Source organism: Sphingomonas sp. BL-S-25, from assembly GCF_055521555.1.
In genome coordinates, this window is the sequence record NZ_CM145486.1 from 2,121,695 (window position 1) to 2,142,525 (window position 20,831).

A 20,831-nucleotide genomic window follows, 5' to 3' on the forward strand; every position below is an offset into this window, starting at 1 on the left:
TTACCCTTCTACTTCGATGATCTGGTCCGCGCCTTCGGTCGAGATGGGCGCGGTTGCGGCAATCAGTGCGTCGGTCATGCTCAGCTTGGCATCGAGGACGTGCGCGAACGGCACGGTCACTTCGCGATGCTTGCGGACATCGACGGTAATCGAATCGCCGTCGACACCCATCAGGATGCCGGTCAGCTGCTTGCGGCCGTCCTCGGTGCGCTCGTTCAGATTGACCCGCGCCTCATGACCCTTCCAGTCCTCGAAGTCCTGGAGGCGGGTGAGCGGGCGGTCGATCCCGGGCGAGCTGACCTCGAGCCGATAGGCATGGTCGATCGGATCGCGACCCGCCGCCTCGAGCACGTCGAATCGTTCGGAGATGCGGCGCGACAGCTCGGCGCAATCGTCGATCGTCAGCTGGCGGGTGTCAGGCCGCTCGGCCATGACCTGCAGCGTCGGATCGGACTGTCCGCCGAACATCTTGACGCGCACGAGCGCCAGCCCGAGCGCCTGCGTCTCCGGTTCGATCAATGCGGTCAGTGCGGCGATGTCCGCCATGCGAGTCCTTGCAAACGAGTTATGCGCCTTCGCTGCCGGGAACCTTCCGGTTCCGGCTCGGCATGTTTGACGATGTCGAGAAAGCAAGCAGGGATATACGTCGCCCATGGCCGTGGGGCAAGTCCCAAAGCGGCGCGGACCGGCCGCGGCGCTCAGGCGGGATTGTGCAATGCCAGGAACGCGCCGACCCGGTTGAGGAAGTCGGCCTCGTTCGCCGGCAGCCGGATCGAGTGATATTCGCCGCGATAGGACACGAACTCGTGCGGCCGTCCCAGCCGCTCCAGCGCACGGTGCAGCTTCAGCGACTGGTCGAACGGCACCGTATCGTCGGCGGTGCCGTGCGCGATCAGCAGCGGGATGCGGATCCGCGCCGCCTGCTTCAGCGGCGAGATCGAATCGAGCGGGAAGGCGGTGTCGTCGCCCTGGATCCGGCGCTGCCACCCGCGGAACGACCGCCCGCTCTCGAAGGTCGGCTTGTCGAAGGCGAGCTGCCCGGCAATGTCGGAGACCCCGGCATAGCTGATTGCGCAGCGATAGCGGTCGGGATTGCGGATCGCCGCCCACATCGCGGCATAACCGCCGAACGACGCGCCCATGATGCAGACGCGCTTCGGGTCGATCGTGCCGGTATGCGCCAGCCATGCGACGCTATCGTCGATATCGTCCTGCATCGCCCGGCCCCATTGCCCGTCGCCCAGCGCCTCGAAGGCGCGACCGAACCCGGTCGATCCGCGATAATTGGGCTGAAGCACCGCATAGCCGCGCGCCGCGAGAAACTGGACCCAGCTGTCATAATCGGCGGTGTCGCGCGCGAACGGCCCGCCATGCGGCATTACCACCAGCGGCAGCGCATGGTCGCGCTTGCCCTGGGGCAGGGTAAGATAGCCGCCCAGGTCCAGCCCGTCGCGCGCGACGAAGCGGATCGGGCGGACCGTCGCCAGCCGCGTTTCGTTCAGCGTCGCGCGCGGCCGGGCCAGCAGCGTTGCCCCGCCCGCCGCGCGGTCGAACAGATACCAGGCCCCCGCATCGCCATCGGCAGTGCTCCACACCAGCAGCCGGGGATCGCTTCGCGCCAGGATCCGGTTCTCGCGACCGGGAAGCGCCGAATCGACCCTCTGCTGAAGCGTGCGCATCGCCGGGTCCAGCCAGCGGACTTGCTCGCGATCCTCGGTGAAGATCGCGCCGATCAGCCGCCCGCCGGGATCGGTTTCCAGTCCGTCCAGGTCGACCCGCTCATGCTGATAGATCAGCGCGCCCAGCCGGTTCGCACTCAGGTCATAATGATACAGGCCGATCCGCCCCGTCTGCGTCCCGGCAATGGCATAGCCCTGGCTGGTGCCGCGCACCGGGACGATCTGTTCGATCTCGGGCGTGTCCCCCCGCGCTTCCGGCGTGCGGATGAATTTCTGGTCCTCGCCGGCGCGATAGAGCATCGCCGGCCGTCCGCCGGCCCAGGCCAGCCCGGCGCGCACCACGCCGTCGGCATCGGCATACCAGGTGCGAACCCCCTTTTGCGGCGCAACGATGCGCTCGTCCTCGCCGCTCGACAGGTCGACGCGGATCACCGCGGGCGAGTCCGGATTGCCGCCGCTCAGCAGCAGGAAGCGCCCGGCCCGATCGATATGGATGATGCGCCCGTCGCGCCGGATCGCCACGTCCGCGCCACCGCCAAGGTCGCGCACGACATAGTGAAACCGCCCCTTGGCGTTCAGCCCGAGCACGAGATGATTGCTCCCCGCCCAGCTGAAGCTGTCGAGCTGCTGGCCCGGCGCCAGCGGCAGCGGGGTCGCGGGATGCGCGGCGCTGCGGACATCGACCAGCACCAGCATCGGCACGCCGCGGACCAGCGCGCGGGCGGCGATGCGGCTGCCGTCGGGGGAAAGCAGCGGGTCGCTCATCACCGACGGCGCGACCAGGTCGGCCGCGCTGGGGGCGGTCCGGACCGCAATCGGCGGAGTCACCGGATCGGTCGCACCGGCGCATGCGGCATGCAACATGCCCAGCGCAATGGCGGCGACGATCAGCACTCGCTTCATGACATCGACCCCCGCCGAATGATGAACGCAGCATGACCGGCGGTCTCCGTCCCGGCAAGCACGGGGTGACGCGTATCGCAACCGTTCCGATTCCGACCCCGCCAGAAGGCCCGGAGTCAGGACGGATTGTGCTTGTCGAGAAACGCACCGACCCGTTCGAGGAAGTCGGTCCCGTTGCCCGCGCTCTCGAACCCGTGCGGCTCGTCCTTGTATTCGACATAGTCATGCGCGCGGCCCAGCTTCAGCAGCGCCTGATGGATCCGCCGTGACTGCGAGATCGGCACGACATGATCCTCGGTGCCATGCGCGATCAGCAGCGGGATCGAGATCCGGCTTGCCTGGCGCAGCGGGGAGATGTCCTGAAGGTCGAAATCCCTGTCGCCGCGCACCCGGTCGCGCCAGTCGCGGAAATAGCGGGCCGCGACGAAGGACTCGCGGCTGTAGCGCAGCTGCGAGGGCAGGTCGGACACGCCGGCAAAGCTGATCGCGCAGCGATAGATGTCGGGATTGCGCACCGCCGCCCACATTGCGGCATAGCCGCCATAGGAGGCGCCCATGATGCACACGCGCTTGGGGTCGATCGTCCCGCGGCTCGCCAGCCACTTCACGCCGTCGTCGAGATCGTCCTGCATCCCGCGGCCCCACTGGCCGGTGCCCTTCTCGACGAACTGGCGTCCGAATCCGGTCGAGCCGCGGAAATTGGGCTGCAGCACGACATAGCCACGCGAGGCAAGGAACTGCGCCCAGGCGTCATAGCTCAGGCTGTCGCGTGCGAACGGGCCACCATGTGGCATCACGATCAGCGGCAGGTGCTTGTCGCCCTTGCCCGGCGGCAGGGTGAGGTAGCCGGGGATCTCCAGCCCGTCGCGCGCGGTGTACCGGACAGGCGCGGTCTTCGCGAGGCGCTTGCCGAGCACCTCCGGGATCACCTCGGAAAAGACCTCCATCTGGTTGGTCTTGCGGTCGAGCAGCAGAAACGAGCCGGGATGGTCGACCGCGCCGCTATAGACCAGGATCCGCATCCGGTCGGCGCTGGCCGAGACGATATGGTTGAACCGGCCCGGCATCGCCCGGTCGATCCGCTCCTGCTGGCGCTTCAGTACGGGATCGAACCACAGCACCTCGTCGCGCTCGCTGGTGAATGAAACATTCGACACTGCGCCCTCGGCTCCGGTGTCATAGCTGTCCACATCGACATCGGCATGTTCGTACAGCCGCTCGCCCAGCGAATCGGTGCGGAAGTCGTAGCGATAGAGGCCGAATCGCCCGCTCTTGCCCGATGCGAGCGCCAGCCCCTCATCGGTGCCGGGCATCAGCTCGAACTGGCCGATCACCTCGTCCTTGCGGCTCGCGCTGCGTCCGTCGCGCCGGATCGTCCGCCGGAAACTCTCCTTGCCGGTCGAGCGGTAGATCATCCACCAGCCCGATTCGTCCACGCCCAGCCCGGCGCGCACCACCCCGTCGCGATCCGCGATCCACTCCCAGACATGCTCCTGCGGGTGGACGATCTGGCTCGATTTCCCGGTTGCCAGGTCGATTCGATAGACCGAGGGGTATTCATAGATGGTCGGCTGCGTGCTCAGCAGCACGAAGGCTCCGCTCCGGTCGACATGGACCAGGTCGTCGCCATCGACCCCCTGAAGCTTCGGCCCGATCGGAATCATCTTGCCCGCGGCCAGGTCGAGCGAGAACAGCCGCGTGACCCGCACATCCTCGCCCATCAGCACGTCCATCCGGCTGATGCTGATCAGCAGGCGGTTGCTTCCTGCCCAGCGATACCATTCCAGCTGGTGCTTGGCCGGCAGGCCGCTGGTGCGCACCTTGTGATCGGGCGTCGAGAGATCGACGAGTGCGAGCCGGGTCTTGCCGTCCACCAGCGCGCGCATCGCGATCCATTGGCCGTCAGGCGAGAGCCTCGGGCCCGAAGTCAGCGGCAGCGCGCCGAAGTCCGCCGCGGTCGGGACCGGCAGCGCCTCTTGCGGCTTCGGCTCGACTGATGACGCCTGCGCGGCCACCCCCGTCGGCCATGCCAGCACGAGCACGGCAAGCGCCGCTGCGAAAACTCCGGACCGCATCGATTTCCCCCTTGAATACCCCGCTTCAATTGAGAGCAAGCGGCGGCGGTCCGCAAGGCGTATCCGAACCATTGTGGGGCATCCGGCCTGCGCCTAGGACGACGCAATGGCCAAACTCTATTTTTACTACGCCTCGATGAACGCGGGCAAATCGACCACCCTGCTCCAGGCCGATTTCAACTATCGCGAGCGGGGCATGCGCACCTTGCTGTTCACCGCCGCGGCGCATGACCGCGGCGGGCATGGCGTGATCGATTCCCGCCTGGGTCTGAGGGCGGATGCGATCCCGTTCGATGGCGGCACCGACCTGCGCGTCCTGGCCGAGGATGAGCATTTCCGCGCACCGCTCGCCTGCATCCTGGTCGACGAATCGCAGTTCCTGTCCTCGGAACAGGTCCGCCAGCTCGCCCATCTCGCCGACGAGGTCGGTATTCCGGTGCTCTGCTACGGCCTGCGCACCGACTTTCAGGGGCGGCTGTTCCCCGGCAGCGCCGAACTGCTGGCGCTGGCCGACGCGCTGGTCGAGATCAAGTCGGTGTGCGAGTGCGGGCGCAAGGCGACGATGAACCTTCGCGTCGACGATGAGGGGCATGCCGTGCGCGAGGGGGCGCAGAAGGAAATCGGCGGCAATGAGAGATATGTCGCAATGTGTCGCAAGCACTTCATGCAGCGCACCGGCGTGCCTATCTAAGTGAGCGGAAGGGGGCTGTTCTTGGTCACAGGAAATGCCCGATGAAACTGAAGTCCGTCCTGCTCATCCCCGCACTGCTTGCCGCATTGCCCGTCGCCACCGCTGCCGCTGCCCAGTCGGCACCGCCGGCCAAGGCGCAGGAGGCCGAGATTCCCTTCGCAACGACGATGGGGATCCGCACCTTCACGCCCGACGATGACGGCCACGGCATCTATCTGCAGGATCAGCGCCGCAGCTGGTATCATGCCGACCTGGCCGGGCCATGTTTCGACCTGCCCTTCGCGATCCGCGTCGGCTTCCAGACCTTTGGCGGTTCCAGCAGCCTGTCGCGCGGCGATACGATCGTCGTCGGTCGCGACCGCTGCATGATCACCAGCCTGGTCCGCAGCGACGCGCCGCCGGCGCGCGGTCACAAGGCCGCAAAGCAGGCGACGCAGGGCTAAGCGCAATGGCGGCGGGACGGCGCCGCCATGACTTTATATGATGGGTACCGCTATGGTGCCGATGGAGTGATTTCCTTTTGAACGACCTCGTCTATTCGGTTTCGATCTGGTTGATCCCGCTCATCATCGCGATCGTGCTTCACGAGATTTCGCATGGCTGGGTGGCCAATATGCTCGGCGACCCGACCGCGGCAGAGCTGGGACGGCTGAGCCCCAATCCGGTGAAGCATGTCGATCCGATCGGGACGATCGTTCTGCCGCTGGTTCTCGCCCTGTCCAAGGCGCCGGTCTTCGGTTGGGCCAAGCCAGTGCCGGTCGATGCGCAGCGCCTGCGCAATCCGCGCGTCGACATGATGATCGTCGCGATCGCCGGGCCGCTGATGAACTTCTTCCTGGCAGCGGTTGCAGCGGTTTTGCTGGGGCTGATCGGCCCGGCGGACCCCGGCTCCGAACCCTCGGCAATGATGGGGTTCGTCATCGACAATCTGGCCAATTTCCTTCTGATCAACATCTTCCTGGCGGTCTTCAACCTGTTGCCCATCCCGCCCTTCGACGGTGGGCACGTCGTCGAAGGATTGCTGCCGCGCCCGCTGGCGGCGCGATATGCGGCATTCGGCCGCTACGGCATCCTGCTGCTGATCGGTCTTCTCGTCGTCCTGCCGACGATTTCGCCGCAGCTCGACATTGTTCGCCAGCTGGTCAGCCCAATCGTCCTCGGCATCGCCCGATTCTTCCTTTGGGGTGCCGGCATCACCGTCTAAGGCGCCGCGATGCATGGCTGGATCATTCTCGACAAACCGCTGGGGCTCGGCTCGACCCAGGGGGTGAGCGCAGTGAAGCGCGCACTGCGCGACGGCAAGTACGGCAAGTTCAAGGTCGGGCATGGCGGCACGCTCGATCCGTTGGCGACCGGCGTGCTGCCGATCGCACTGGGCGAGGCGACGAAGCTGGCCGGGCGGATGCTCGACAGCGACAAGGTCTACGACTTCACGCTCGATTTCGGCGTCCAGACCGACACGCTGGATGCGGAGGGCGTGCCGGCCGCGACCTCCGATGTCCGCCCGGCGCTCGGTGCGGTCGAGGCGGTGCTGCCGCGCTTCACCGGTCCGATCGATCAGGTGCCGCCCGCCTATTCCGCCCTCAAGGTGGACGGCGAGCGTGCCTATGACCTCGCCCGCGCCGGCGAGGCGGTGGTGCTGGCCAGCCGCGCGGTCACCATCCACGCCCTGTCGATCCAAGGTGTCGAGGGCGGTGACGGTGCACTCGAATCGGTCACGCTGCGTGCACATGTGTCGAAGGGCACCTATATCCGCAGCCTGGCGCGCGACATCGCGCTGGCCGTCGGCAGCGTCGGCCATGTCACGATGCTTCGGCGGATCAGGGCGGGGGCGTTCGGGCTCGATTCCGCGATTTCGCTGGACATTCTGGCGGATGCGGGTAAGGGCCGCACGCTTGAACATTGCCTCCTGCCGCTGAGGGCGGGGCTGGACGACATCCCGGCTCTACCCCTCGATCCCGACCAGGCAGGGCTGCTCCGCAGGGGGCAGGTTCTGGCCGGGACGCACGCTGACGATGGCCAATATTTCGCGCTGCTGGGAGAAACCCCGATCGCGCTGGTGGAGGCTCAGGCCGGATTCGTCCGGGTCGTTCGCGGGTTCAACCTGTAATGAAGAAAGGACGACGATGTCGATAACTCCCGAGCGCAAGGAAGCGCTGATCACCGAACATGCCCGCGCACAGGGCGACACCGGCAGCCCCGAAGTCCAGGTTGCGATCCTCACCGAGCGGATCACCAACCTGACCGAGCACTTCAAGACGCACGCCAAGGACAACCATTCGCGCCGCGGCCTGCTGATGCTGGTCAACAAGCGCCGCTCGCTGCTCGACTATCTCAAGAAGTCGGACGCGGAGCGCTATGGCGCACTGATCGCGAAGCTGGGCCTTCGCAAGTAACCGGAAAGGCGACCTTCGGGTCGCCTTTTTGTCATTCCGGCGTAACCGCCGGGCCCCAGCGTGACACGCTGGCAACCGTGTTTCCGCCCAGGCGGGAATGCGATGCGGGGAAGGCAATTCGGCCGACCCCAAACGAGCCACTCTCGGCTCATCTAAATCGGACACCGTGCAGGCGTCCATGATTGGCCCCCCGCGCATAGGGCGCGGGGAGTGAAGGAAATCAAATGTTCGACAAGAAAACCGTATCGATCGAGTGGGGCGGCAAGACGCTGACGCTCGAAACGGGCAAGGTTGCCCGCCAGGCTGACGGCGCGGTCATCGCGACGCTCGGCGAAACCGTCGTGCTGTGCGCGGTCACCGCCGCCAAGACGGTCAAGGAAGGGCAGGATTTCTTCCCGCTCACCGTCCATTATCAGGAAAAATTCTCGGCAGCCGGCCGGATCCCGGGCGGCTTCTTCAAGCGTGAGCGCGGCGCCACCGAAAAGGAAACGCTGGTTTCCCGCCTGATCGACCGTCCGATCCGCCCGCTGTTCCCGGAAGGCTTCTACAACGAGATCAACGCGATCTGTCAGGTCCTCTCCTATGACGGCGAGAACGAGCCCGACATCCTCGCGATGGTCGCTGCCTCGGCGGCGCTGACCATTTCGGGCGTCCCCTTCATGGGCCCGATCGGCGCGGCTCGCGTCGGCTACAAGGATGGCGAGTTCCAGCTGAACCCGACCGACGCGCAGGTGGCCGAAGGCGATCTCGACCTGGTCGTCGCGGCGACGCAGGACGCGGTGATGATGGTCGAATCCGAAGCCAAGGAGCTTTCGGAAGAGGTCATGCTTAACGCGGTCATGTTCGCGCATCGCGAGTCGCAGAAGGTGATCGGCGCGATCATCAAGCTGGCCGAGCAGGCTGCCAAGGACCCCTGGGAGCTGGCCCCGGTCGAGGACAAGTCCGCCACCATGGCGAAGCTGAAGGCAGCGATCGGCGACGATCTGGCCGCAGCCTACAAGCTGACCAACAAGTCCGAGCGTCAGAATGCGATCAACGAAGCGCGCACCAAGGCACGCGAGGCGTTCGCCGACCTCAAGGAAAGCGATCCGGCCCAATATCTGGGCACGCTGAAGCTGGTGAAGAAGCTCGAGGCCGACATCGTCCGCGGTGCGATCCTCAAGGAAGGCCGCCGCATCGACGGCCGCGACACCAAGACCGTCCGTCCGATCGAGGCGGAGGTTCACTTCCTGCCGCGCGCGCACGGCTCGGCGCTGTTCACCCGCGGCGAGACGCAGACGATCGCGACCTGTACCCTGGGTACCCGCGATGCCGAGCAGATGATCGACGGTCTGGGCGGCCTCAGCTACCAGCACTTCATGCTGCACTATAACTTCCCGCCCTATTCGGTCGGTGAAGTCGGCCGCTTCGGCGCGCCGGGCCGTCGCGAAGTCGGCCATGGCAAGCTGGCATGGCGCGCGCTGCACCCGGTGCTGCCGACCAAGGAAGAATTCCCCTACACGATCCGCCTGACCAGCGACATCACCGAGTCGAACGGCTCGTCGTCGATGGCGACGGTGTGCGGCGGCTCGCTCAGCCTCATGGACGCCGGCGTTCCGCTCAAGCGTCCGGTCTCCGGCATCGCGATGGGCCTGATCCTGGAAGGCAAGGACTTTGCGGTCCTGTCGGACATTCTGGGCGACGAGGATCACCTCGGCGACATGGACTTCAAGGTGGCCGGCACCAGCGAGGGCATCACCTCGCTGCAGATGGACATCAAGATCGCCGGCATCACCGAAGAGATCATGAAGGTCGCGCTGGCACAGGCCAAGGACGGCCGTGCGCACATCCTGGGCGAGATGGCCAAGGCGCTGGGCGAGACCCGCACCGAGCTGTCGGCGCACGCGCCGCGCATCGAGACCATGACGATCGACAAGACCAAGATCCGTGACGTCATTGGCACGGGCGGCAAGGTGATCCGCGAGATCGTCGCGACCACCGGCGCCAAGGTCGACATCGACGACGAGGGCGTGATCAAGATCAGCTCGTCCGACCATTCGCAGATCGAAGCCGCGATGAACTGGATCAAGGGCATCGTCGAGGAAGCGGAAGTCGGCAAGATCTACACCGGCAAGGTCGTGAACCTGGTCGATTTCGGTGCCTTCGTGAACTTCATGGGCGGCAAGGACGGACTCGTCCACGTCTCGGAGATCAAGAACGAGCGCGTCGAGAAGGTGTCGGACGCCCTGAGCGAAGGCCAGGAAGTCAAGGTCAAGGTCCTCGAGATCGATCCGCGCGGCAAGGTTCGCCTGTCGATGCGCGTCGTCGATCAGGAAACCGGCGAAGAGCTGGAGGACACCCGTCCCGCCCGTGAGCCCCGCGAACCGCGCGGCGACCGTGGTGACCGTGGCGACCGTCGTCGCGAGGGTGGCCGCGGCGGCGATCGTGACCGTGGCCCGCGTCGCGAAGGCGGCGGTGGCGGCCGTGGCGATCGCGGTCCGCGCCGCGAGCGTTCGGAAGGCGGCTCGAAGGACGAGGGTGGCGAGGATATCGGCCTGCCCGCGTTCCTGACCGGCAACGACGACTGAGATCCGGCGAAAGTTCGGAGAGGATGGGGGCCCGGAAGCAATTCCGGGCCCCTTTTCCGTGCGCGAATGCCGGACCTTGATCCGCTTTACTTGCTATCGGCACCGCAGTCGCCATGGTGGGGCGGAGCACCGGGGAGACCATCGTGACGAAGAGCAGCGACTGGCTGGCACGACTGCCGCTGGCGCAGGGCCGGCCGGCTCTGGGCGTCGCGGTGATGCTCGTCCTTGCCGGGACTGCCTTCGCCGTCCGCTGGTTCGCCGATCCGCTGTTGCCTTCCGGCTTCCCCTATGTGACCTTCTTCCCGGTGGTTATCATCACCTCGTTCCTGTTCGGGGTGCAGATCGGCTCGGCCAGCGCGGTCATCTGCGGCGCGCTCGCCTGGTATTTCTTCATTCCGCCGCTCGGCAGTTTCAGACTCACCGTCGCTTCAGGTTTCGCGCTGGCCTTCTACGTCTTCGTCGTGGCGACCGACATCCTGCTGGTCCACTGGATGCAGCGGGCAAACCATAGGCTCGCTGCCGAGCGCGAGCGCAATCGCGCGCTGGCGGACACGCGCGAACTGCTGTTCCGCGAGCTTCAGCACCGCGTTTCGAACAATCTCCAGGTCGCCGCCGCGCTGCTGATGCTCCAGAAACGGCGCGTGACCGATGGCGAGGCGCGCACCGCGCTGGACGAGGGCGCGCGCCGCCTGGGGGTGATCGGACGGATCAGCCGCCAGCTCTATCATATCGAGGGAACCACGCGCGGCCTCCGGGCCCTGCTCGAGCCGCTGTGCGCCGACGTCGTCGATGCGAGCGGCAAGCCGGTGGTGATCACCGTCACGGGGGAACATGACCTGGCGGTGAAATCCGACGCGGCGGTCCCGGTGGCGCTGATCGTCGCCGAAGCGGTCGCCAACTCGATCGAACATGGCTTTGCCGATCGCGAGGACGGCCGCATCGACATCGATCTGGTTCAGGACGGATCGACGATCCGCATCGACGTCCGCGACGACGGCCATGGCTTGCCCGATGGGTTCGACGTCGCTGCATCGGGCAGCCTCGGTCTGGGCATCGCGACGATGCTCGCCGAACAACTGAACGGCCGCTTCGAACTGCTCCCCGGCACGGGCGCGACGGCTCGGCTGACCGTGCCCGCTTGAGGGTCGCATCATCGCCTGAATGGGGAAGTGGGGAGCTTCTGTTGCCCGGTGCTCCCCGTACCGCTGGAATCCGCTTCTGTTGCCCGGTGCGGTCCAACCGCGCTTTTGTCTGTCTAACCTAGTCCGTGAAGACTTGGGTTAGGCCGCAATCGCGAGCGCCTCGTTATCGTTGGCACTTGTGAATAGAGCCGTTGCGGTGGCCCAATCCGAGCGAAAGTCAGCGCTTTTCAACACACGTCGATCCTGGTTCGGCCCCGTCATCACCCGCCATCGCTGGCGGTTGGTGGTGGAGCCGCCGGGTACTGCCCCCGGGTCCGCTGCGCCTATTGCACGCCGTCGTTTATCGCCATAGCCGGCCGAAGCCGGCACCATCAGATATAGGCATTCGGGCGGCGAAGAAAAGAGGCTTGCGCCAAGGGGTTCGGGAAAAGGCTGTACAGGCCTTCACAGCGCCGCAAAGACTTGGCATGGGCTTTGCCACGATGTTGACGCAGCGTTCCCGATACGCCCTCCGCGCGATGCTTTTCCTGGCCACTCAGCCGCCCGGCGGGAAACCCACGCCGATGAACCGCATCGCTGCCGAGGCGAATGTGCCGCGCAAGTTCCTCGAACTGATCCTCGCCGACCTGCGCGAGGCGGGGTTCCTGCACAGCCATCGCGGCAAGATGGGCGGCTATCTGCTCGCGCGTCCCGGCCATCTGATCTCGCTGGGCGAAATCATTCGCGTGATCGAGGGTCCGCTTGCGCTGGTGCCCTGCGTCAGCCGAACCGCCTATCGCCCCTGCCTCGACTGCAAGGACGAGGCTGCCTGCGCGATCCGTTCGGCGATGGCCCGCGTCCGCGACGAGACGGCGCGCATTCTCGATGGCACCAGCCTCGCCGACGCGGTCGCGGTGGATCTCGCCGCGGCCTGATCGACGGGGCGAAGGCAACCTCTTTCATGTCCCGGTGGTTGCGCCATATACAACACCGGTGACATCTCCGGAGGGCAGCCCAATGAAGTTTCGTGTCGCGATCGCCATGGCCACGGCAATGCTGCTGTCGGCCTGTGGTTTGAACAGCGTTCCGACCGCGGAGGAGGATGCCAAGGCGAAATGGGCTGACGTCCAGGCCGCCTATCAGCGTCGCGCCGACCTGATCCCCAATCTGGTCGCAACGGTGAAGGCCGCCGCCGGATCGGAAAGCAAGATCCTGACCGAAGTGACCCAGGCGCGCTCGCGCGCGACTTCGGTCCAGCTTGCCCCCGGCGACCTGACCGACCCTGCCAAGGTTCAGGCCTATCAGCAGGCGCAGCAGGCGCTTGGGGGGTCGCTCAGCCGACTGCTCGCCACGGCGGAAGCCTATCCCGAGCTGAAGAGCCAGGACTCCTTCAAGATGCTGATGCACGAGGTCGCGGGAACCGAGAACAGGATCAACATCCGGATCGAGGCCTATAACGGCTCGGTCCAGGCCTATAACACGCGCATTCGGACCTTCCCGGACGCGGTCGGTGCCAAAATCTTCTACGGCGCCAAGCCGATGGTCCCGTTCCAGGCGAAGCCCGGCGCCGATACCGCGCCCGATATCGGCAAGGAATTCGGCACCTGATCATGCGCGTTGCCGCCCTGTCGCTGCTGGCGCTGCTGTCCGCGTGCGGGGAGAAGCAGCCTGTGGCCAATGAGACCGATCGGGTCTTCGTTCGGCCACCCGCACCGTCACCCTCGCCGCTGATCGCGGTCAGGCATGTGCTGGACGACGCCGAGGTGCTTTCGCCATCTGCCCGCACTGCGATGGAGACGCGCCTGTCCGATGTGGAGCGGCGGACGCAGCGGCGAATCCTGGTCGTGACGGTCGCTTCGCTTCAGGGGCGCTCTACCGAGGAGGCGTCGGAAGCGATCGGCGTGCGCGCCGGAATCACCAACGGCGCCCTGCTCCTGTTTGCGCCGAAGGAACGAGAGCTTCGACTATCCGCGGCCGGGCCATCGGGCACGCTGCTCTCCGATGCGCGCGCACGGCAGATCGTCGAACAGGTCATGCGACCGGACCTGAAGGCCGACCGGTTCGAAGCGGGCATCGTCAAGGGAATCGATCACGTCGCGGCTGTGCTTTCGGAGACCATGGGATGAAGCTCGTCCGACTGTTTCTCACGCTCTTTCTCTTCCTTGTCCCTGCGGCAGCCTCGGCTCAGACCTTCCCCGATTTGACCGGCCGCGTCATCGACGCCGCCAACCTGCTTGATCCTGCGCAGGAGCAGCAACTCACCCAGCTGTCCGAGGGTATTGAGCAGGCGAGCGGGCGACAGTTCGTCGTGGCGACGATCCCCGATCTGCAAGGCTATGCGATCGACGACTATGGCTATCGGCTCGGCCAGCACTGGAAGCTGGGGCAGAAAGAAGCCGACAACGGCATCATCCTGCTGGTCGCGCCGAACGAGCGCCAGGTTCGGATCGAAGTCGGCAAGGGACTGGAGCCGATCATGACCGATGGGCTGGCCGGGCTGATCGTCGACCAGCAGATCGTACCTCGTTTCAAGGCCGGCGACATGGCCGGCGGCATCATGGCCGGCGCGACCGAGATCGGCGAGCAGATGAAGCTGCCGCTCGAGGCGGCCGAGCAGCGTGCCAAGCAGAAGCTCGACGCCGCGCGCGCGACGCAGCAACGGCGCGGCAGCAGCGGCGGCAATGAAGTCGGCGGTGCGATCGTCGGCGCGGTGCTGGTAATGTTCATCCTGTTCCTTTTGCTGCGCGGCCTAAGTGGCGGAAGGCGCCGCGGTCGGCGCTATCGCGGCCGGGGCGGCGGGAGCGGTGTGGGCGAAGTGCTACTCTGGGCCGCGCTAGACGCGGCGATGCGCAGCGGCGGCCGCAGCTCGGGCTCGGGGTGGAGCGGCGGCTCCGGCTGGGGCGGCGGCAGTAGTGGTGGCGGTTCGTCCTGGGGCGGCGGTGGCGGCGGGGGTTTCTCCGGTGGCGGCGGCTCGTTCGGCGGCGGCGGCGCATCGGGGAGCTGGTGATGCCACGGATCAGGTTCGGCGAGGCCGATCATCTGCGGGTGACCGAAGCCGTGGCCGCGGCGGAGCGGGGCACCTCGGGCGAGATCGTGACGATCGTCACCGATCGCTCCGATTCCTATCACGATGTCGGGCTCCACTACGCGGTGGGCGCGATACTGGCGGCGGCGGCGTTCGTCGCGATCTGGCCGGTGCCGCTCGAGCATTGGCTGGGCTGGACCAGCGGGCCGGAGGTCGGCCGAACCGCCTTCTGGCTGGTGATCGCCCAGACGATCCTGTTCCTCGTGGTGCGCTTCGGGCTCGCCTGGATGCCGGCGCGGATGGCGCTGACGCCGCATCCGACCAAGCTGCGTCGCGTACGTCGCCGCGCCGTCCAGTTCTTCCGCGCCAACGCCGAGCATCGCACGCGCGGCCGTGTCGGCGTGCTGCTCTATGTCAGCCTAGCCGAGCACCGCGCCGAGATCGTCGCCGACGCGGCGATCCACGGCAAGGTCACCGACGAATGCTGGGGCGAGGCGATGGCGATGCTCGTCGCCGGGCTGCGCCGCGACGATCCCGCGGGCGGGATGGCCGAGGCGATTGCGCGCATCGGCGAGATTCTGGCAGAGCAGTTTCCGCGCCAGGCGCACGACGTCAACGAACTCCCGGACAGGCTGATCGAATTGTGAGCGACATCGAACCCGTCGAAACCGCCTGGCAGGGCAAGTGGATCTCCGTCCGCAAGCAAGGCCGCTGGGAATATGTCTCGCGCACCCGCGGCTCGCGCGCGGTGGTGATCGTCGCGATCGACGATGACGACCATGTCCTGCTGGTCGACCAGTATCGCGTGCCGCTGGGCCGCCGCTGCCTCGAGCTTCCCGCCGGCCTGGTCGGCGACGATCTTGCCGAAGACACCCCCGAGTTGGCAGCCGTGCGCGAGCTGGAGGAAGAGACCGGCTATACCGCGTCCGACCTGCAGAATCTGGGCGAGTATCAATCCTCGCCGGGTCTGGTGACCGAAGGCTTCACGCTGGTCCGGCTGCGCGGTCTGACGAAGATCGGAGAGGGCGGGGGCGTCGATGGCGAGGATATCGTCGTCCACCGCGTCAGGCGCGCCGAAGTTCCGGCGTTCGTCGCGCAGAAGCGCGCCGAAGGTCTGGCGATCGACGTCAAGCTGTTGCTGCTGCTGGCCCCGACCCTGATCGGTTGACGTCGCCCGATGCGACGCCGACCTCAGCGGAAATTGTCGGCGTAGGCCTGCAGCTTCAGCTTGCGCTCGGGCGCCGGGATCACGTGATAGGCGATACCCTCGCGCTCGGCATAGTGCCGTGCCGCGTCCAAAGTCGGAAAGCTCATGCGCAGCTGCGACGCGGTGTCGCCCGATCCGGCCCAGCCGGTGAGCGGATCGGCGCGCTGCTGCTCGCGCGGCTCGAACTCGAGGATCCAGCTGTCGGTCCGCGCGCGGCCGGACTGCATGGCGTTCTTGGGCTTCTGATAGATGCGTGCGGTCTTGATCATGACGCGAATCCCTTAGCGCTGTCGGGCCGCTCTTGCATCCGCATTTTTGGTGCGCAGCGTCGCCGACGCCGCGGCTGGATCGTCGGGCCAGGGATGGCGCGGATAGCGGCCCCGCATCTCCTTCGCCACCGCGCTCCAGCTGCCCGTCCAGAAGCCCGGCAGGTCGCGCGTCGTCTGGATCGGCCGTCCGGCGGGCGAGGTGAGGCTCAGAACCAGCGGCGTGCTGCCCACCATCGGATGCGCCGCCAGCCCGAACAGCGCCTGGACGCGCAGCTCGACCCTCGGCCCGCCCTCGGCGGCATAGTCGATCTCGTGGCTCGAACCCGCCGGGCTCTCGAACCGTGCTGGCGCAATCCGGTCGAGCGTCTTCTGCCCGTCCCAGCCCAGCCGGCTTTGCAGCGCCTGGGTCAGTGCCCCCGCCTCGATCGCATCCAGCCGCCGCTTGCCCGCCAGTACCGGCGGTAGCCACTTGTCCAGTTCGGCGATCAGCGCCTCGTCGCCCAGTTCGGCCATGCCCGCATAGCCGGCCCGTGCGCGCAGCGACGCCGCGGTACCCGACCAGGGCAGCAGCGCGAGGCCATGCCGCCGTACCGCCTCGAGGAGCGCCGATTCGATCTCGCGCGGATCCGCCGCGCTGTCGGGGCCGGAGGAGAGGCGGATCGCGCCCAGCCGTCGTTCGCGCAGTGCCTCGACCCGGTTGGTCGCCGGATCGAAGCGCACGCTGCGCCGCGTCTCGATCCGGTCGGCGAACAACGCCTCGACCGCTTCCTGCTCGATCGGCGCGGCCGACAGGATGCGCGCACCCGCCGCCATGCCCTGGGTCTCCGCGACCGCCAGCCATTCCGACTGGGCCAGCGACGCGGTCGGATCCAGCCGGAAGCCGCGCCCGCCCGCCGACGCCCAGCTCTCGCCGCTCGCGTCGCGCCGCTTCGCGATCCGGTCGGGAAAGGCCAGCGCGATACAGGTCGCGACATCGCCCGGGCTCGCCTCCGCATCGCCCTTCGCCGGCACCAGCTTTGCCCAGCGCTCCGCCAGACGCCGGCCATTGTCCGCGCGCGGCCCGCGCTCGCTGCGCCAGCGCCGCAGCCGGTGGTCGAGGTCGGGATCGTTTCCGCCCAGCCCGCGCTCGCCCAGCAGCACCGCGACCTGCGCGGCCGTGCGCGCCAGCCCGATCTCCCCGGCGCGGACCAGCATATGGCCCAGCCGCGGCGGCAGCGGTAGTCGCGCGATCGCCTTGCCATGCGCCGTCGGTCGCCCGTCGCCGTCGATCGCATCGAGCGTCGCCAGCCGCCGCAGCGCCTCGCTGATCGCGGCATCGGGCGGCGGGTCGAGCCAGCGCAGCGTCCGCGGATCGCTGACGCCCCACAGCGCGCAGTCCAGCGTCAGCGCCGACAGGTCGGCCTCCAGAATCTCCGGCGGATCGAATCGCGGCAGTCCGGCGGTCGCCGCGGCTTCCCACAAGCGATAGGCGACGCCCGGCGCCTGCCGCCCGGCACGACCGGCCCGCTGCGTCACCGCTGCCTGGCTGGCGCGCTCGGTGACCAGCCGGGTCATCCCCGCGGCGCGGTCGTAGCGCGGCCGCCGCGCCAGCCCCGAATCGACCACGATGCGGATGCCGTCCAGCGTCAGGCTTGTTTCGGCGATCGAGGTGGCGAGCACCAGCTTGCGCGCACCGCTCCGCTCGGGCGCGATCGCCGCGCGCTGGGCGGCGGGGTCGAGCGACCCGTGCAGCCGATGCAGTATGATGTCGGGTCCGAGCTCGCCCAGCCGCTCGGCGGTCCGCTCGATCTCGGCGACACCGGGCAGGAAGGCGAGCAGCCCGCCCTCCGCCTCGCGCAGTGCCTGGCGGATCGCGGCGGCCATCGAGTCCTCGATCCGTGCCTCCGCCGCCCGGCCGATATGGCGCAGTTCCAGCGGGTGGCTGCGCCCCTCGCTCTCGATCACCGGCGCCTCGCCCATCAGCGCCGAGAAGCGCGCCCCGTCCAGCGTCGCCGACATCGGCACCAGCCTCAGGTCGGGGCGCAACGCTTCCTGTGCATCCAGCGCCAGCGCGAGTCCAAAATCACTGTCGAGGCTGCGCTCATGGACTTCGTCGAACAGCACCGCCGCGACCCCCGACAATTCGGGATCGGCCTGGATGCGGTTCACGAAAATGCCTCCGGTGACCACCGTCACCCGCGTGTCGGACGAGCGTTTGCTGTCCATCCGCGTGGCATAGCCGAAGGTTCTGCCGACCGGCTCGCCGGCCAGGCTCGCCATCCGCTCGGCTGCGGCGCGCGCCGCCAGCCGCCGCGGCGACAGCAACAGGATCTCGCGCCCCTCGACCCAGGGCTCGGCCAGCAGGGCAGGGGCAACCGCGGTCGTCTTGCCCGCGCCCGGCGGCGCGACCAGCACGGCGCTCGACCGCGCGCGAAGCGCGGCGAGCAGGTCGGGCAGGACGGCATGGATCGGCAGGGTCATGGGCGACGCGCCTTCTACGCATCGCCCGCCCGCGCGTCACCTGCCGTGACGCGCTCCGGTCAGCCGGCGTCCGGCGCCGCCTTGCTTGCAGCCTTGGGCGCGGCCTTGGTGTGGGGCACCGCACCCTGCACAAGCGAGTCGATCGTCGATCCGTCGAAGCCCAACTCGCGCATCAGCCCGTCGATCACGGGTGCCTGCGCGCGGTAGCGCAGCGCCGCCCCGACCGCTGCGCTGGCCAGATTCTCGTCTCCACCCCCACCGCCGGCACCTGCGCCCGCGGAACCGTCGCCGCCGCGGCCGGTGATGCCGTCGACCTGGACAATCTTGATCGAGTCGATCGCCTCCAGCGGCTTGGCGGATTCGCGCACCAGGTCGGGCAACACCTTGAGCAGCGCCAGCTTGGTCTGGAGCGAGACCTGGTCGGACGACAGCAGGTTCGCCGCCTCGTTGACCGCGCGCTGGCCCGCCGCCTCGACCTCGAAGCGGACCCGGTCGGCCTCGGAACGCAGCTTGGCCGCTTCGGCCTCACCCTCGGCCTGAACGCGTGCCGCCTCGGCGCGGTCGGCGGCGGCCTGCTTCTCGGCCTCGGCCTGGACCCGGATGCCGATCGCCGCCCGCTCGGCTTCGCGCGACGCGTCGATCAGCTCGATTCGCTTGGTACGCTCGGCGATCTCGGCCTCGCGGGCGGTGCCCACCTGTTCCTCGGCGACCACCGCCTCGGCACGGGCCTTGTCGGCCTCGGCGCGTGCCTGGCTCTCCTCGCGGCTCTTGTTCTGGACCGCGATCTGCTGCTCCTGCCGGGCAAGCGCCAGCGCCTGGTCCTGCGCGATCCGCGCCTGCTGCACCGCGCGATCGGCTTCGATCTGCTGCGAATCGACCAGCTTCTTCGCCTCGATCCGCGCCTGATCCGCTTCCTGCTGGCGCAGCGCCTGTTCGCGCGCCACTTCGGCCACCTGTCCGGCGCGACGCATCTCGACCTCGCGCTCCTGCTCCAGCCGCGCGAATTCGGTGTCGCGGCCGATCAGGAAGGACTGGCGCTGCGCCTCCAGATTCTTGGTCTCGATCTGGACGCGCGTATCCTGCTCGATGTCGTTGCGCGCCTTCTTGCGCAGCTCGATCTGCTCGGTCAGCTTCGTCAGGCCCTCGGCGTCGAACGCGTTATTGGCGTTGAAATGCTCGATCGACGTCTGGTCCAGCCCGGTCAGCGATACCGATTCCAGCTCCAGCCCGTTCATCGCCAGATCGACCGACGACACCTGCTGCACCTTCTGGACGAACTCGCTGCGCTGCTCGTGCAGCTGCGCCATCGTCATCCCCGCCGCGACCGATCGCAGCGCGTCGACGAACTTGCCCTCGACCAGCTCCTTCAGCGCTTCGGGGTTCATCGTGCGCAGGCCCAGGGTCTGCGCGGCGATCGCGATCGACGGACCGTCGGGCTTTACCCGGACATAGAATTCGGCCTTCACGTCGATGCGAAGCCGGTCGAGCGTGATCAGCGCGTCGGCATTCTTGCGCTCCACCGCCAGGCGGACCGTGTTCATGTTGACCGGCATCGTCTCGTGGAAGATCGGCAGCACCAGCGCGCCGCCGTTCATCACCACCTTTTCCCCGCCCAGGCCGGTGCGGACGAAGCCGATCTCCTTCGACGCGCGCTTGTACAGGCGCGCGACGATCAGCCCCAGCACGATCAGCAGGATCAGCGACGTTCCGCCGATCACCAGATAGGGGATCAGGGACGGGGCTTCCTGGACGGCGGGTAGGTTCAAATCTCTTCTCCTCGATTGTCGTTGTGACGGTCAGATCCGGGGCAGATAATGGTCTCCGCGAGAGACGGCCCGGAACACCGGTCCCTCATGGCGGACGAGAAGGACGGCTTCGCCTTCCTCCAGCACCTGGCCGTCCTCATTGGGCTCGACCATGACGAAATGAACCTGGCCGTGATGGTCGATCACCCGCGCACGCGCCGGCGATCCGGCACGGGCGCGACCGGTGACGATCGTCGCGCCGTTGCCGACCAGTTCCTCGACCGAGATGGCGGTCGTGTGGTCGCGCGGCATGACTCGTGCCAGCAGGTTGGCGGTGACCCCGGTGACGGGCAGCGCCGCGACCAGCGCCGCGGGCGCCGCGACCCACGGGTCGATCAGATGTCCCAGAAGATCGGTCGACAGTTGCTGGCCCAGCAGGCCGATGATCCCGAACGACGCCAGCAACAGCGTGACCAGCATCAGGAAAGGAATTCTGCCGAAACCGAGCCAGCCGAGCAGGTCGGTATCGGCATCCAGGTCGAAATCGGCATCGCCGCCCAGGCCCAGCAACTGGACCAGTCCGATCAGCACCATCAGGAGAATCGCCGATACGAAGGCGATGTTCTCCGGTGCCAATACGAAAGCCAAGTGATCCTCCCCGATTCGGATTTAGTCTAGGGAGGGATTGGCCGG

General features: G+C 67.4%; 20 protein-coding genes and 1 other RNA gene. 13 read left to right on the top strand and 8 right to left on the bottom strand.

The features are described from left to right. The 3 genes from rimP to ACZ1H8_RS10255 all read right to left on the bottom strand — a co-directional run bounded on the left by rimP (window position 1) and on the right by ACZ1H8_RS10255 (window position 4,657). Window positions 1-546, bottom strand: coding sequence for a ribosome maturation protein RimP (gene rimP / locus ACZ1H8_RS10245; RefSeq protein ID WP_465181192.1), 546 nt, complete (start codon window positions 544-546; stop codon window positions 1-3). A gap of 152 nt (window positions 547-698) precedes the next feature. Further along, window positions 699-2,582 (bottom strand): alpha/beta hydrolase family protein, encoded by a 1,884-nt coding sequence (locus ACZ1H8_RS10250; RefSeq protein WP_465181193.1) that lies wholly within the window; start codon window positions 2,580-2,582, stop codon window positions 699-701. A gap of 116 nt (window positions 2,583-2,698) precedes the next feature. Further along, window positions 2,699-4,657, bottom strand: coding sequence for an alpha/beta hydrolase family protein (locus ACZ1H8_RS10255; RefSeq protein ID WP_465181194.1), 1,959 nt, complete (start codon window positions 4,655-4,657; stop codon window positions 2,699-2,701). Between the two features lie 106 nt (window positions 4,658-4,763). Here ACZ1H8_RS10255 and ACZ1H8_RS10260 point away from each other — a divergent pair, with 106 nt between their 5' ends. The 7 genes from ACZ1H8_RS10260 to ACZ1H8_RS10290 all read left to right on the top strand — a co-directional run bounded on the left by ACZ1H8_RS10260 (window position 4,764) and on the right by ACZ1H8_RS10290 (window position 11,453). Next, entirely contained in the window at window positions 4,764-5,348 is a 585-nt protein-coding gene (locus ACZ1H8_RS10260) for a thymidine kinase (protein ID WP_465181195.1), read from the top strand. A 41-nt stretch (window positions 5,349-5,389) separates the two neighbouring features. Next, on the top strand, window positions 5,390-5,791 hold the full coding sequence (locus tag ACZ1H8_RS10265; protein ID WP_465181196.1) for a DUF6491 family protein: 402 nt from the start codon (window positions 5,390-5,392) through the stop codon (window positions 5,789-5,791). 77 nt (window positions 5,792-5,868) lie between these two features. Further along, window positions 5,869-6,552 (top strand): site-2 protease family protein, encoded by a 684-nt coding sequence (locus ACZ1H8_RS10270; RefSeq protein ID WP_465181197.1) that lies wholly within the window; start codon window positions 5,869-5,871, stop codon window positions 6,550-6,552. Between the two features lie 9 nt (window positions 6,553-6,561). Beyond that, window positions 6,562-7,458 (top strand): tRNA pseudouridine(55) synthase TruB, encoded by an 897-nt coding sequence (gene truB / locus ACZ1H8_RS10275; RefSeq protein ID WP_465181198.1) that lies wholly within the window; start codon window positions 6,562-6,564, stop codon window positions 7,456-7,458. Window positions 7,459-7,474: 16 nt separating this feature from the next. Continuing rightward, a complete protein-coding gene (rpsO, locus tag ACZ1H8_RS10280; RefSeq protein WP_110154068.1) occupies window positions 7,475-7,744 on the top strand; it encodes a 30S ribosomal protein S15 in 270 nt (89 codons plus the stop codon). A 224-nt stretch (window positions 7,745-7,968) separates the two neighbouring features. After that, a complete protein-coding gene (gene pnp / locus ACZ1H8_RS10285) occupies window positions 7,969-10,311 on the top strand; it encodes a polyribonucleotide nucleotidyltransferase (protein WP_465181199.1) in 2,343 nt (780 codons plus the stop codon). A gap of 143 nt (window positions 10,312-10,454) precedes the next feature. After that, window positions 10,455-11,453, top strand: coding sequence for a sensor histidine kinase (locus tag ACZ1H8_RS10290; RefSeq protein ID WP_465181200.1), 999 nt, complete (start codon window positions 10,455-10,457; stop codon window positions 11,451-11,453). Between the two features lie 65 nt (window positions 11,454-11,518). Here the strand turns inward: ACZ1H8_RS10290 and ssrA are convergent. Next, window positions 11,519-11,859, bottom strand: a transfer-messenger RNA (tmRNA) gene (gene ssrA, locus ACZ1H8_RS10295). A gap of 76 nt (window positions 11,860-11,935) precedes the next feature. Between ssrA and ACZ1H8_RS10300 the strand changes: the two genes are divergently transcribed. The 6 genes from ACZ1H8_RS10300 (at window position 11,936) to ACZ1H8_RS10325 (ending at window position 15,625) form a co-directional block, all read left to right on the top strand. Beyond that, window positions 11,936-12,367 carry an RrF2 family transcriptional regulator gene (locus ACZ1H8_RS10300; RefSeq protein WP_110154073.1) on the top strand — a complete coding sequence of 144 codons (432 nt, stop codon included), beginning with the start codon at window positions 11,936-11,938 and terminating at the stop codon, window positions 12,365-12,367. Between the two features lie 82 nt (window positions 12,368-12,449). Next, window positions 12,450-13,040, top strand: a complete 591-nt coding sequence (locus ACZ1H8_RS10305) for a LemA family protein (RefSeq protein WP_110154071.1) — start codon at window positions 12,450-12,452, stop codon at window positions 13,038-13,040. 2 nt (window positions 13,041-13,042) lie between these two features. Next, window positions 13,043-13,558: a TPM domain-containing protein gene (locus ACZ1H8_RS10310; RefSeq protein ID WP_465181201.1), complete on the top strand. Its 516-nt coding sequence runs from the start codon at window positions 13,043-13,045 to the stop codon at window positions 13,556-13,558. Beyond that, window positions 13,555-14,439, top strand: a complete 885-nt coding sequence (locus tag ACZ1H8_RS10315; protein ID WP_465181202.1) for a TPM domain-containing protein — start codon at window positions 13,555-13,557, stop codon at window positions 14,437-14,439. Before ACZ1H8_RS10310 ends, ACZ1H8_RS10315 begins: the two co-directional genes overlap by 4 nt. Next, window positions 14,439-15,104 carry a TPM domain-containing protein gene (locus ACZ1H8_RS10320; RefSeq protein ID WP_465181203.1) on the top strand — a complete coding sequence of 222 codons (666 nt, stop codon included), beginning with the start codon at window positions 14,439-14,441 and terminating at the stop codon, window positions 15,102-15,104. Before ACZ1H8_RS10315 ends, ACZ1H8_RS10320 begins: the two co-directional genes overlap by 1 nt. Beyond that, window positions 15,098-15,625 carry an NUDIX hydrolase gene (locus ACZ1H8_RS10325; protein ID WP_465181377.1) on the top strand — a complete coding sequence of 176 codons (528 nt, stop codon included), beginning with the start codon at window positions 15,098-15,100 and terminating at the stop codon, window positions 15,623-15,625. The genes ACZ1H8_RS10320 and ACZ1H8_RS10325 overlap by 7 nt, the downstream gene beginning before the upstream one ends. A gap of 23 nt (window positions 15,626-15,648) precedes the next feature. Here ACZ1H8_RS10325 and ACZ1H8_RS10330 read toward each other — a convergent pair whose 3' ends face one another. The 4 genes from ACZ1H8_RS10330 to ACZ1H8_RS10345 are packed head-to-tail and all read right to left on the bottom strand — an operon-like array spanning window position 15,649 to window position 20,786. Beyond that, window positions 15,649-15,930 carry an ETC complex I subunit gene (locus ACZ1H8_RS10330; RefSeq protein ID WP_465181378.1) on the bottom strand — a complete coding sequence of 94 codons (282 nt, stop codon included), beginning with the start codon at window positions 15,928-15,930 and terminating at the stop codon, window positions 15,649-15,651. A gap of 15 nt (window positions 15,931-15,945) precedes the next feature. Continuing rightward, window positions 15,946-18,393: an ATP-dependent helicase HrpB gene (gene hrpB, locus ACZ1H8_RS10335; protein WP_465181204.1), complete on the bottom strand. Its 2,448-nt coding sequence runs from the start codon at window positions 18,391-18,393 to the stop codon at window positions 15,946-15,948. 59 nt (window positions 18,394-18,452) lie between these two features. Continuing rightward, a complete protein-coding gene (locus ACZ1H8_RS10340; RefSeq protein WP_465181205.1) occupies window positions 18,453-20,159 on the bottom strand; it encodes a flotillin family protein in 1,707 nt (568 codons plus the stop codon). Between the two features lie 30 nt (window positions 20,160-20,189). Beyond that, window positions 20,190-20,786 (bottom strand): OB-fold-containig protein, encoded by a 597-nt coding sequence (locus ACZ1H8_RS10345; protein ID WP_465181206.1) that lies wholly within the window; start codon window positions 20,784-20,786, stop codon window positions 20,190-20,192. Between the last annotated feature and the right edge of the window lie 45 nt (window positions 20,787-20,831).

Bases quoted from the DNA above. Each gene is read 5' to 3' on its own strand.
- ACZ1H8_RS10260 (WP_465181195.1), top strand. From the start codon at position 4,764: ATGGCCAAACTCTATTTTTACTACGCCTCGATGAACGCGGGCAAATCG.
- pnp (WP_465181199.1), top strand. From the start codon at position 7,969: ATGTTCGACAAGAAAACCGTATCGATCGAGTGGGGCGGCAAGACGCTG.
- ACZ1H8_RS10310 (WP_465181201.1), top strand. From the start codon at position 13,043: ATGCGCGTTGCCGCCCTGTCGCTGCTGGCGCTGCTGTCCGCGTGCGGG.
- hrpB (WP_465181204.1), bottom strand. From the start codon at position 18,393: ATGACCCTGCCGATCCATGCCGTCCTGCCCGACCTGCTCGCCGCGCTT.
- ACZ1H8_RS10300 (WP_110154073.1), top strand. From the start codon at position 11,936: ATGTTGACGCAGCGTTCCCGATACGCCCTCCGCGCGATGCTTTTCCTG.
- ACZ1H8_RS10255 (WP_465181194.1), bottom strand. From the start codon at position 4,657: ATGCGGTCCGGAGTTTTCGCAGCGGCGCTTGCCGTGCTCGTGCTGGCA.
- ACZ1H8_RS10315 (WP_465181202.1), top strand. From the start codon at position 13,555: ATGAAGCTCGTCCGACTGTTTCTCACGCTCTTTCTCTTCCTTGTCCCT.
- ACZ1H8_RS10320 (WP_465181203.1), top strand. From the start codon at position 14,439: ATGCCACGGATCAGGTTCGGCGAGGCCGATCATCTGCGGGTGACCGAA.
- ACZ1H8_RS10305 (WP_110154071.1), top strand. From the start codon at position 12,450: ATGAAGTTTCGTGTCGCGATCGCCATGGCCACGGCAATGCTGCTGTCG.
- truB (WP_465181198.1), top strand. From the start codon at position 6,562: ATGCATGGCTGGATCATTCTCGACAAACCGCTGGGGCTCGGCTCGACC.
- rimP (WP_465181192.1), bottom strand. From the start codon at position 546: ATGGCGGACATCGCCGCACTGACCGCATTGATCGAACCGGAGACGCAG.
- ACZ1H8_RS10265 (WP_465181196.1), top strand. From the start codon at position 5,390: ATGAAACTGAAGTCCGTCCTGCTCATCCCCGCACTGCTTGCCGCATTG.
- rpsO (WP_110154068.1), top strand. From the start codon at position 7,475: ATGTCGATAACTCCCGAGCGCAAGGAAGCGCTGATCACCGAACATGCC.
- ACZ1H8_RS10250 (WP_465181193.1), bottom strand. From the start codon at position 2,582: ATGAAGCGAGTGCTGATCGTCGCCGCCATTGCGCTGGGCATGTTGCAT.